Origin of the sequence: Rhodococcus oxybenzonivorans, from assembly GCF_003130705.1 — a bacterium.
Classification (GTDB): domain Bacteria; phylum Actinomycetota; class Actinomycetes; order Mycobacteriales; family Mycobacteriaceae; genus Rhodococcus_F; species Rhodococcus_F oxybenzonivorans.
In genome coordinates, this window is the sequence record NZ_CP021354.1 from 6215749 (window position 1) to 6227717 (window position 11969).

The window sequence follows — 11969 nt, forward strand, 5'->3', positions numbered from 1 at the left end:
CGCGTGGGTGACAGGTGAAACAGCAGGACTGCGCGAGAGCCAGCCATCCAGATCATGCCCTGTGTGGATACGGTGCTGCTCCTAATATGGGTTCATGGAGGGCATCGCGCAGCCTTCGACATCTCTCGGCGACGTTTTGAAGGTGCGTCGCCGCCGCACCTACGTCGGCCGCGAGGGTGAGCGTGAATTGGTCCGGGCGAGGCTGGAGTCGGCCGATCAGCAGCTGTCGGTGCTGTACCTGCACGGCCCCGGAGGCATCGGGAAGACGGCACTGCTCGACGTGCTGGCGGAGATTGCGGGAGACGCGGGTGCCACGGTCGTCCGGCTCGACGGCCGCGACCTTCCCCCCTCCCCCGCCGCCGTTCTCGACGTACTCGGCGAAACCGTCGACGTGCCCGTCACCGGGGCGATCGCTCGCGGAGAAGAACGACTCTTCGTCCTCGTCGACACCTATGAGGTGCTGGCACCCATCGACGAATGGGTACGTACTCGGTTGCTGCCCCGACTACCCGCGACCGCGCTCACCGTGATCGCGTCCCGGACGCCGCCCGGCCCGCAGTGGCGGGCCGATGCGGGCTGGTGCGATCTGTTACGCGTGGTGTCGATGCGGAACCTCACCCCGCGGCAGTGCCGACAGTACCTACGCGAGGTAGCGGTGCCGCCGCAGATGCACGAGCGGATCTGCGAAGTCACACACGGGCACCCGCTGGCGTTGTCGCTGGTGGCCGATGTCGCATCCCGGGGCGGGGAGATCGCCGCCGACCCGTTGACCCCCGACCTCATCGGTGTGCTCATGCAACGCTTCATCGATGTGGTGCCCAGTCCCGTGCACCGGCGGGCGCTCGAGGTGTGCGCCCTCGCCCGGGTGACCACCGAATCCCTGCTGCGTGACGTCCTCGAACTCGACGACGCGCACGAGGTATTCGCCTGGCTGCGGCACTTGTCGTTCGTCGACGCAGGCCCGGAAGGACTGTTCCCGCACGACCTGGCCCGCGACGTCGTAGACGCTGATCTGCGGTGGCGCGACCTCGATTCCTACACGACCGTGTTCCACCGCGTATGGCGGCACCTCCGCCGCAGGCTGACGTTGTGTAGCGGGCGCGAACAGCAGCGCGTGATCTTCGACCTGAAGTTCGTGTTCCGGAATTTGCCCGGGGTCCTCTCCCCGGTGGACTGGGAATCGTGGGGCCATCATTATCCGGAGCCTGCCTGCGCGGAGGATCGCGAGACGATCGTCGAGATGGTCCGCTCGCACGAGGGGGCGGAGTCGGCGAAGATCTGTGCCGCGTGGTTCGGCCGCCAACCCGAGGGGTTCTTCATCGTGCGCCGTCCCGACGGCGGCGCGCGCGGGTTCTTCGGCCTCCTCGATCTGAGTCGCGCGTCCCCCGACGACCTGGCCGCGGATCCCGGCGCCGCGGCCGCCTGGAACTTCGCCCGGGCGCATGCGCCGCCGAGAAGTGGGGAGGCGATCACCGTGACCCGATTCATCGTCGACGGCACCACGTACCAGGACCCGTCGCCCACCCTGAACGCCATCCCGATCATCACCATGCAGCGGTACCTTTGCACCCCACTGCTGTCCTGGGACTTCCTCACCCTGGCCGAGCCGGACCGGTGGAACGAGTATTTCGCCGTCGCCGACCTTCCCCGGGCGGAGGGTGCCGATTTCGAGGTCGGTGCACGCCGATACGGGTTGTTCGCGCACGATTTCCGGCGCGTCCCGGTCGATGCCTGGTTCGAACAGGTCGCCGTTCGCGCACTGTCGGAGACTCCCACTGCACCTGCCCCGCCGGCGGCGCACGTGCTGGTGCTGTCCCAGCCCGAGTTCGAGCAGGCGGTCCGGCAGGCGTTGCACGACTGGCACCGCCTCGACCTGCTTCGGCGGAACCCGTTGATGCGCACCCGGCTCATCTGCGATCGCGGCCGCGCCGAACCTGATGTCACCGAACTCGACTCGTTGCTCCGCGACGCGGTGGACGCCTTGGCGGACGATCCCCGCGACGACAAACTGGTACGCGCAGTCGACCGGACGTATCTGCGCCCGGCCGCGAACCAGGAGGCCGCCGCCCAGATGCTCGGGTTGCCGTTCAGCACGTACCGGCGTCACCTCACACAAGGTGTTGCACGGATCGTCTCGTGGTTGTGGGATCGCGAAATCTACGGGCCAGGACGTGAACAGAAGTGAGCAGTAGTCGGACTGGTGGTTGAGCACCGAATTTCCGCATTCTCCTCGTAGTCGTCGGCCACATCCCGAGGAGGCTCCCATGACAACTCACATCGGACACCGAGCAGTCGTGCTCGGCGCCGGCATCGCCGGCTTACTCGCAGCCCGGGTGCTGTCCGAGGCGTACGCGCAGGTGATCGTGGTAGATCATGATCACCTCCCAGCCGACGCGGTCCCGCGCCGCTGTGTGCCCCAGGGGCGCCACACCCATGTCCTGATCGAACGCGGTCAACAGGTTCTCGAGGAATTATTTCCCGGTTTCACCGCGGAACTGATCGGGCAGGGGGTACCCACGCTCGACAACGTGCGCGACGTGCGGTGGTGCCTGAGCGGGTACAGATTTCCGCAGCCGAAGAGCGGAATGACCGTCCTCAGCGCCAGCCGGCCGTTCCTCGAGGACCGAGTGCGTGCCCGGGTGTGCGAACTGCCCGGTGTCACCATCGTGGACCGCTGCGAGTCCCTGGGCCTGGTCACCGCCCCCAGCCACCACCACGTCACCGGTGTCCGGGTGGTGCGGCATGCCGACGGCAGCACGGAGGAGGTGCTCGATGCCGATCTGATCGTCGACGCGACCGGGAGGGGGTCACGCGCTCCGAGGTGGCTGACCGAACTCGGTTTCGAACAACCGGAGGAGGACAGGGTGCATGTGGGCTTGGGCTACGCGACCCGGATCTACCGGGCCCCGGCGGCGGGGATGGGTGGCGACCTCGGAGTCGTGATCGGTCCGACACCCGATGCTCCCCGGGGAGGGGCCCTGCAAATGCTCGAGGGCGACCGCTTCCTGGTGACGCTGATGGGGATGCTCGGCGACTATCCACCCACCGACCCGGACGGTTTCCTCGATTTCGCCCGGACCCTGCCGATCCCGGATCTCTGCGTGGCGATCCGAGACGCCGACCCGATCGAGCGACCCCGGTCGTTCCGATTTCCGGCGAGCATCCGCCGGCGGTACGAGCGTCTGGCCCGATTCCCGGCCGGGTTCCTCGTGACGGGAGACGCCTTCTGCAGCTTCAACCCGATCTATGCGCAGGGAATGACCGTGGCCGCGCTCGAGGCCATCACGCTGCGCCGTCACCTGCACCGCGAGCCGGTAGACGCACGGGCGTTCTTCCGCGGCATGTCGAAGGTGGTCGACGTGCCGTGGCGTATGTCGGTCGGTGCAGACCTGGCCTTCCCAGAGGTGGTCGGAGATCGCAGCCTCGGCGTGCGGATCGCCAACGCCTACATCCCGCGGCTGCACGCCGCGGCCGCACACGATCCCGTGCTGGCAACCGCCTTCCTCCGCGTCGCCGCCCTGGTCGATCGTCCCGAGCGGTTGATGAGCCCGAGGAACATGCTCCGCCTTCTGCGGCAGAATCTGCCTCACCCCGGCCCCACCACTCGCCACCGAGCACCGGATCAGGCCAGTGGGGTGAACGCCCCATGACCGGAATATCGACCTGCAACGCTCGCCCACCGGAGTAGCGGACCAGCCTCACCTACGAGGCAGGCTGAGGGTATTGGCAGTCGACGGTGGGGTTCATGCCGGCGTAGTTCAGCGGTCCGGCCACGATGGTGACGGCGATGGTGCCGACGCTGGCGCAGTGGGTCGAGGCGTCGTCGTAGTATCCGCGTTGCCCGGCGGCGACGGCGCCGATGATCAGCCAGATCAGCACCAGCACGCCGAGCAGGCCGGAGAGCCGGCTTCGGGTTCGCATCGTCTTCTCCTGTCTACGAGGCTCAGTTGCGGATTCGGCGTGCTGCGGCAAGGGCCTCGTCGACCGTGTCGCAGCAGCCCAGCGTGCCGTCGAGGCCGGTCAGGTGCAGTATGCGGCGCACCTGCGGTTGCGCGGCCGTGGTGAGGGTGGCGTTCCGGCGGCGTACTCGGCTCGCCGCGGTGTCGAACAACGCCATACCGGTGCATCCGAGGAACGGCACGCCTGTCAGATCGAGGACCAGGTCACCGCTGTCGGCGGTCACTTTCCGCAGGTACGGCGCCAGCACGGGCGCGGTGGTGATGTCGATCTCGCCGCACACGACCAACACCGCAATACCGCCGGTGCGGTTCTGGATACCGACCTGCAGCATGGGCGCCGTGCTGGTGGTCTTCGACGCAGGGTCCGGCCACCCCCACAGGTTCGGGGTGCACGCTGAAAAAGATTCGATGTTCACCACGACTTCCGTTCGGTGCGATCGGCTGAGAATCATCGTGCCCACACACGCGGACATCCGAGGCAGCCCCGGGCCCGGTCGGCAGGGGACCGGCGTGCGCAGATCGTCTCTGCCATATCACGCTAGTGACCTGTGGCGCGGTGGCCAACACCGCGCACCCCGACCGGGCGCATGGTTATGCGATTGCAATGCCCAAGTAAGATCTTGGTAAAGGATTCCTGCGCTGCCCCGATTGCACGCTCATTGAATCCGGCGACGCCACCTCGGTGACCATCGGCAGCTACCGCCACCGACGGAGCCTGAATGAGCCATTCAGCCAGGAAGCCGCGCGCGGGCGGAATCGACTCCCCCTCCACCACCAGCGGCGGAGTGTCGGTGAGCACAAGGATCTCCGGGCCTCGGAGGCGGTCGAGAGTGCCGGCGAATCCGCCACCACGTCCTTCGACGAGGCTGCGCCGGCCTCCTTCGCGGGGCGCAGCAGCCGTCGATGGGCTCGGTCAGTGACGTGAACCTCAGCCCCGCGCTCGAGGGTCCGATCCGAGCGCCACACGACGAGGGCGTCATAAGTTTCAGCATTACCGGGCCGGAAGTCGATGACCGTTACACGTCGTCGTAATGAGGCTCGGCCGGCTTACCCAAAGCTCCCGACGTGTGCGCGCCAGATTCGGCCGTGGCGTTCAGCCTCCGCCCAGGTCGGTCTGATGATCGAGTTATGCGCTGTGGTCGGCGCGATCCATCACCCGACGAATGTAGAGCAGCTTGTCACCGGCCTCGACAACATCGACCTCCGCCGTTCCGGCGCGGAGCAAGCGGCCGTCACGGACCACCCCGAGCACGATGTCCGGCAGATACCGCGGTGAACCACCGATCTCGTCCCGCTCGACGGTGCGTTCAGCGATAGCGAGCCCCGATTCCGGGGTGAGGAGGTCCTCGATCATTTCCACCACGGTCGGAGTGGTCGTAGCGGCGCCGAGTAACCTGCCCGCGGTTTCGGAAGAAACAACCACGGAGTCGGCACCGGACTGGCGCAGCACGTGCACGTTCTCCGATTCGCGAACCGCCGCGACGATCTTCGCGTTCGGTGCGATCTCGCGGGCGGTCAGGGTCACCAGCACCGCCGTATCGTCCCGGTTCGTGGCGACGATGATCGACGAGGCGTGCTCCACACCGGCCAATCGCAGCACATCGGACTTCGTGGCCGACCCCTGGACCGTCACCAGGCCCTGCCCGGCCGCGATGTCGAGCGCCACGGCATCGGTGTCGACCACGACGATGTCGGACGGCACCAGCCCATCACCGAGCATCGCTGCGACCGCACTACGCCCCTTGGTCCCGTACCCGACGACGACGACATGGTTGCGGGCACGGCGTCGCCATCGCTGAATCTTGAAACTCTGGCGGGAATTCTCCGTCAGCGCCGCGAGCGTGGTACCGACCAGAACGACGAGGAAGAAGATCCGCAACGGCGTGATGATCAACGTATTGACCAGCCGGGCCTGCTCGGTGATCGGGGTGATGTCCCCGTATCCGGTGGTCGAGAGTGAGACGGTCGCGTAGTAGATGCAGTCGAGCAGCGAGAGCCCGTCTTCCTGGGAGTCGGCATACCCGTCGCGGTCGAGGTAGACCACCAAAACAACCAGAGCCAATGCGGTCAGCGCGTAGCCGATTCTGCGGGCGATGGCCCGGCCGGGACTGTTCTGTATCTGGGGTACCCGCAGGATCCCTACCAGCGCGAAGTCGGGGCGTTCGGTGAGCACATCGGACCGGCTGAACCGTGCACGCCAACTACCGGGCATCGTGTCGATCACCTCAGTTCTCATCTCCCGCGCCGCGCAGCTTACGCGCCGCCCGCGCACCGTTCCCCGCACGGGCGGTTCGGGTACTTCCTGATCGCCATTCCCCCGGGTGGGAGATGGCCAAGACCCCTAGAATAGGACGAAACAGACAGCCAATCTGCGGTGTAGGAGCCGTTCACGCCGATCGGGCCGCTCACCGTGCGCGTGCGGGCCGCGGGAGGTGGGCCAATTGCAACGGGCCGAGCAGGTGCGACCGTTGTCACGCCGTGCGATGGTCTGGACGGCGGTGTTGGCGGTCTTCGCCGCGGTGCTGGTCTTCGGGCCACGGTTGATCGCCGTGTACACGGAGTGGTTGTGGTTCGGCGAGGCCGGTTACCGTGAGGTGTGGGGCAGGGTCCTCATTACCCGTCTCCTCTCGTTTGCAGTGGTCACCGCCCTGGTGGGGGGACTGATCTTTCTCGTGCTGTTGTGGGCGTACCGGGCGCGGCCGTTGTTCGCGGCGGCAGTGTCGAAGAAGGACCCGATCGAGGAATACCGAACCGTGGTGATGAGCCGGCCGCGACTGTTCGGTATCGGCATCCCGTTGCTGTTCGCGCTCCCATTCGGTCTGAGCGCCCAATCGCGGTGGGAGACCGTGCAGCTGTTTCTGAATGGGGGCAGCTTCGGCACGGTGGATGCGGAGTTCGGGCACGATATCGGCTTCTACGTCTTCGACCTGCCGTTCTACCGGCTGGTACTGACCTGGATGCTGGTCGCGGTGTTTTTTGCCTTCCTCCTCAGCCTGGGAACGCACTACCTGTTCGGCGGGATCCGGCTGTCACCGAAGAATGAGACCGCGGGGCGTGAGACCGCGTTGATCCCGGCGGCGCGGGTCCAGCTCGCGGTCCTCGCCGGCACCTTCATCGCACTCAAGGCGGTCGCCTACTGGTTCGATCGGTACTCACTGCTGTGGGGCAACCGGAAGGAACCCACCTTCACCGGCGCCGGGTTCACCGATATCAACGCGGTGCTGCCCGCGCGGCTGATCCTGTTCTCGATCGCCATTGTCTGCGCCGTCGCATTTTTCGCCGCGATCTGGGTGCGTGATCTGCGAATCCCGGCGATGGCCGCAGCCCTGTTGGTTCTGTCCTCGATCCTCGTCGGCGGGGTCTTTCCCGCGCTGATGGAACAGTTCTCCGTCCGCCCGAACGCCGCCGACCGGGAGAGCCCGTACATCGAACGCAACATCGCCGCCACCCGGCTGGCCTATGGAATCGGGCCCGAGCAGGTCGACTACCGGGACTATCCGGGGGTGGGCACCCGGCCGCCGCGGGATCTGCCCGCCGATGTCACTACCATCGCCAACGCCCGACTGCTCGACCCGAACGTGCTCTCGCGGACCTTCACCCAGCAGCAGCAACTGAAGAACTTCTACGGCTTCACCCCGACCCTGGATCTCGACCGCTACACCGTCGACGGCGTGCTCGGCGACTACATCGTCGCCGCCCGCGAACTGTCCCCGAACAGCCTCAGCGGCAACCAAACCCAGTGGATCAACCGGCACACCGTGTACACCCACGGCAACGGATTCGTCGCCGCCCCGGCGAACCGGGTCAACGCCGCCGTCCGGGATGCGGCCGGCCAGAGTGCCAGCAGTGACAGCGGCTACCCCATCTACACCGTCAGCGATATCGCCTCCCAAACCGATGGCCGGCAACTGATCCCGGTCGAGCAACCCCGCATCTACTTCGGCGAGGTGCTCGCAAACTCGGATATGCCGGACTACGCCATCGTCGGTGCCCAGCCCGGAGCGCCACCGCGCGAGTACGACACCGACACCTCTACCTACACCTACACCGGAGCCGGTGGAGTGCCCATCGGGAACTGGGTCAACAGGTTTGCGTTTGCCGCCAAGTACGCCGAACGCAACATCCTGTTTTCCGGGGCCATCGGCGGCGACTCGAAGATCCTCTTCAACCGCGACCCGAAGACCCGCGTCGAACACGTTGCGCCGTGGCTGACCACCGACACCAACCCGTACCCGGCCGTCGTCGACGGCCGGATCACCTGGATCGTCGACGGTTACACCACCCTCGAGCACTACCCGTACGCGGAGACCGGGGCCTTGACCGAACCCGTTGCCCCTGAGACCGGCCGACCGCCGCCCCGGGACGAGATTTCGTACGTGCGTAACTCCGTCAAGGCCACCGTCGACGCCTACGACGGCACCGTCACCCTCTACCAAATCGACCAGCAGGATCCGGTCCTGGCTGCGTGGATGAGTATCTTCCCCGGCACCGTGCAACCCGAGGACACGATCTCGGCGGATCTGCGCGCGCATTTGCGCTACCCCGAGGACCTGTTCCGGATCCAACGCGAACGCCTCGCAAAATACCATGTCAACGACCCGCGAGAGTTCTTCACCAATAACGCATTCTGGTCGGTTCCCTCGGATCCGACGTCGGAGTCCACGGGGCAGCAACGCCCGTACTACATCCTGGTCGGCGACGCCGACACCGCGGCACCGTCGTTCCGGCTGGCCAGCGCGATGGTCGGATTCAATCGGGAATTCCTCTCCGCCTACATCTCGGCGCACTCCGATCCTGAGAACTACGGCAAGATCGAGGTGCTGCAGTTACCGACGGACAGCATCACCCAAGGCCCGCAGCAGATCCAGAACTCGATGATCTCCGATACCCGTGTCGCCTCCGAACGCACCCTGCTCGAGCGGTCCAACCGCATTCACTACGGCAATCTGCTGACCCTGCCGATCGCCGACGGCGGCGTCCTCTACGTCGAACCGCTTTTCACCGAACGGCTCTCGAGCGCCGCGGACGGGTCGACGTTCCCGCAACTGTCCCGGGTGTTGGTCAGCTACCGTGAACAAGGCACCGGCGGCGTCCGGGTCGGCTACGCCCCCACCCTCGCCGAAGCGCTCGACCAGGTGTTCGGCGCCGGAACCGGTCGGGCCGCGACCGCGCCCGGCGGTGACGCGGCCACCCCGCCACCCCCCGGCTCGGAGGCCACCCCACCCCAAGAGGGCGCGGAACCGGTATCGCCGCCCGTTCCCTCGCGGGAGTTGACCGCCGCCGTCCTCGAGCTCAACGACGCCCTGGCGGATCTGCGCGAGGCCCAGCACACCGGCGACTTCACCTCCTACGGCGCCGCCCTGGACCGCCTGCAACGGGCCATCGACGGCTACCTTGCCTCCGGGGGAAGCCCGAATTGAGGTCGTACCGGGAGTGACGCGGTTATGGGATGGCCTCACCGCGTCGACCGGGCGGATGTGAAGGAGTCGAGCATGGTGGAGTTGCACGACTTCGCCTTGATTGCGGTCATCCTGGCCATCGCCGCGGTGGCCGGGTTGCTGGCCACACGGCTGCGGCAGCCGATGATTGTCGCGTTCATCGGGGTCGGTGTCCTTGTCGGTCCCGCCGGCACCGGCTGGGTGGTGGCCGACAGCACCGTCGAGCTCCTCGCCCGCATGGGCATCGCGATCCTGCTCTTCCTCGTCGGGCTGCGGCTCGACATGCATCTGATCCGCACCACCGGGACGGTGGCCCTGATCACCGGTTTCGGACAGGTGCTTTTCACCTCGGTGGTGGGATACCTCCTCGCGGCCGGCTTCGGCATGGACACCGTCGCCGCCCTGTACGTCGCACTGGCCCTGACCTTTTCGTCGACAATTATCATCGTCAAACTTCTCTCCGACACTCGTGAGCTCGAACAGATCCACGGCCGCATCGCGGTCGGCCTGCTGATCGTGCAGGACATCATCGTGGTGGTCGTCATGATCGCGATCAACGCGCTCGATCAGCGCACCGACAATGCTGTGACGGTAAGCATCGTGGTAGTCCTAGCCAAGGGTGCGGGACTGTTGGCAGGTGTCGCCATACTGGCGAAATGCGTGTTGCCGTCGCTGCTGAAGCAGATTGCCCGGTCACAGGAATTGCTGGTGCTCTTCGGCGTTGCCTATGCGGCCTCGGTCGCGGCGGTGACCGAGGCGCTCGGATTCTCTTCGGAGGTGGGGGCGTTCCTGGCCGGGGTTTCGCTCGCCGCCACCGCCTACCGCGACGCGCTCGGGGCACGTCTGGTGAGCTTGCGTGATTTCCTGTTGCTGTTCTTCTTCCTCGACCTGGGCGCCGGGCTGAACTTCGCCGACACAGCCGGGCAGGTAGCGAAGATAGCGGTCTTCTCACTGTTCGTCCTGGTCGGCAAACCGCTGATCGTCACGGTGATCATGGCCGCGCTGCGATATCCGATCCAGGTCGGATTCTCTACCGGAATTCCCCTCGCCCAGATCTCGGAATTCTCCTTGATTCTCGCCGCGTTGGGCGCGAGCCTCGGCCACATCACCACCGCCACCGTCAGCCTGATCACGGTCGTCGGGCTTCTCACCATCGGCGGCTCCACCTATCTGATCCTTTACTCGCACAAGCTCTACCGTCGACTCGAGCGGTGGCTGCGGGTGTTCGAGCGGGCCGGGACCCGAACAGTCGACATCGCCGATAAGGATGCCGAGGTGTACGCGATTCTCTATGGGCTCGGCCGCTTCGGCCGACACGTCGCCGACCACCTCAGCCGTGCCGGGCACCGAGTACTGGCGGTCGACTTCGACCCCCACCGGGTGGGTGCCAACACCCGGGACGGGGTCACCGCGGTCTACGGCAGCGCCGAGGACCTGCATTTCCTCGAAACGCTGCCTTTGAACCAGGCCCGGTTCGTGATCAGCACCATCCCGCTACTCGAGACCAATCAGGCGCTCCTGCACGGCCTGCGTCACCACGACTACCGCGGACACATCGCCCTGACCGCGCACACCGTCCACGACGCTGCCCAGCTGCGCGCCGCCGATGCCGAGGCGATCCTCGAACCGTTCTCCCTCGCCGTCGAAGCCACCACCGAGATACTCGGCCGCCTCATCGATGAAGACGCCGACAGCGACGACCGAAACGATGACTGAATCTTGTTTACCTTTGCGCCCATTACGCAGCGGCGCCTGCATCGATCGCCGGGTAGTCGCGGCACCGACCGCCTCGACGTCGCCCCCGGACTTTCTGGGCTCACAAGAAGCGCACCCCACACCATTGCCCCGGACTGAACGTGCGTTTAATATACTGATTGTGCATTCAATCCGTGGGGTTGGGAGGGACGACGCCGACCTGACCACGTCGGCGCGGATCCGGGATGCGGCAGTTGCGCGGTTCGCCCGGGAGGGTTTCGGTGCGAGCCTGCGGGTCATTGCCGAGGACGCGCGGGTCAGCGGCGGGTTGATCGTGCACCACTTCCGCTCCAAGGAGGGTCTACGCCGGGTCTGCGACGAGTGGGTGCTGCGGCAGATCCGCGAATCGAAGCAGCAGGTGGTCGCCTCCGGTGATACCGGCCCCTGGTTGGCCCAACTCGGGCAGCTCCAATCCTATGCGCCGCTGGCGATGTACGTGGCCCGCTCGTTGCAGGCCGGAGGTCCCGGAGCCACCGCATTCTTCGACCACCTGGTCGACGACGCGGTCGCCTATCTCGCCGAGGGAGTGCGCAATGGGGTGATCAAACCCTCCCGCGATCCCTACGCGCGGGCCCGGTTCCTCACCAGCTCCAGTGTCGGGACGATGCTGCTGGAGATGTCCCTGCAGGCGGAGATGCTCCGCAGCGGTGACTTCACCGGCTTCTTCCAGAAATTGTCGGACGCGGTGACCGCACCCGCCCTCGAACTCTATGCCGACGGGTTGTTCACCGACCGGCAGATGCTCGATGACTACCTGATGTATGTGACTGATCCCCCTGCCGGGGCAGGCGACGGCGACGCCGCCGTAACTCCCTGA

General features: G+C 66.3%; 8 protein-coding genes. 5 read left to right on the forward strand and 3 right to left on the reverse strand.

Annotated elements, in window-relative coordinates:
• Positions 1 to 94: 94 nt before the first annotated feature.
• A complete protein-coding gene (locus CBI38_RS28795) occupies positions 95 to 2185 on the forward strand; it encodes an ATP-binding protein (RefSeq protein ID WP_109334330.1) in 2091 nt (696 codons plus the stop codon).
• Positions 2186 to 2264: 79 nt separating this feature from the next.
• Complete coding sequence (locus tag CBI38_RS28800; protein WP_109334332.1) at positions 2265 to 3650, forward strand: NAD(P)/FAD-dependent oxidoreductase; 1386 nt, start codon at positions 2265 to 2267, stop codon at positions 3648 to 3650.
• Positions 3651 to 3702: 52 nt separating this feature from the next.
• On the opposite strand, the gene CBI38_RS28805 is transcribed toward CBI38_RS28800, so the two are convergent.
• The 3 genes from CBI38_RS28805 to CBI38_RS28820 all read right to left on the reverse strand — a co-directional run bounded on the left by CBI38_RS28805 (position 3703) and on the right by CBI38_RS28820 (position 6171).
• Positions 3703 to 3921: a hypothetical protein gene (locus CBI38_RS28805; protein ID WP_109334334.1), complete on the reverse strand. Its 219-nt coding sequence runs from the start codon at positions 3919 to 3921 to the stop codon at positions 3703 to 3705.
• 22 nt (positions 3922 to 3943) lie between these two features.
• Positions 3944 to 4375, reverse strand: a complete 432-nt coding sequence (locus CBI38_RS28810) for an STAS domain-containing protein (protein WP_162603298.1) — start codon at positions 4373 to 4375, stop codon at positions 3944 to 3946.
• Positions 4376 to 5085: 710 nt separating this feature from the next.
• Positions 5086 to 6171 carry a potassium channel family protein gene (locus tag CBI38_RS28820; protein ID WP_109335439.1) on the reverse strand — a complete coding sequence of 362 codons (1086 nt, stop codon included), beginning with the start codon at positions 6169 to 6171 and terminating at the stop codon, positions 5086 to 5088.
• A gap of 220 nt (positions 6172 to 6391) precedes the next feature.
• On the opposite strand from CBI38_RS28820, the gene CBI38_RS28825 reads away from it, so the two are divergent.
• From CBI38_RS28825 to CBI38_RS28835, 3 genes are all read left to right on the forward strand, one after another.
• Positions 6392 to 9379, forward strand: coding sequence for a UPF0182 family protein (locus CBI38_RS28825; protein ID WP_418328294.1), 2988 nt, complete (start codon positions 6392 to 6394; stop codon positions 9377 to 9379).
• 72 nt (positions 9380 to 9451) lie between these two features.
• Positions 9452 to 11113, forward strand: coding sequence for a cation:proton antiporter (locus CBI38_RS28830; RefSeq protein ID WP_109335441.1), 1662 nt, complete (start codon positions 9452 to 9454; stop codon positions 11111 to 11113).
• Positions 11114 to 11273: 160 nt separating this feature from the next.
• Complete coding sequence (locus CBI38_RS28835; protein ID WP_230989993.1) at positions 11274 to 11969, forward strand: TetR/AcrR family transcriptional regulator; 696 nt, start codon at positions 11274 to 11276, stop codon at positions 11967 to 11969.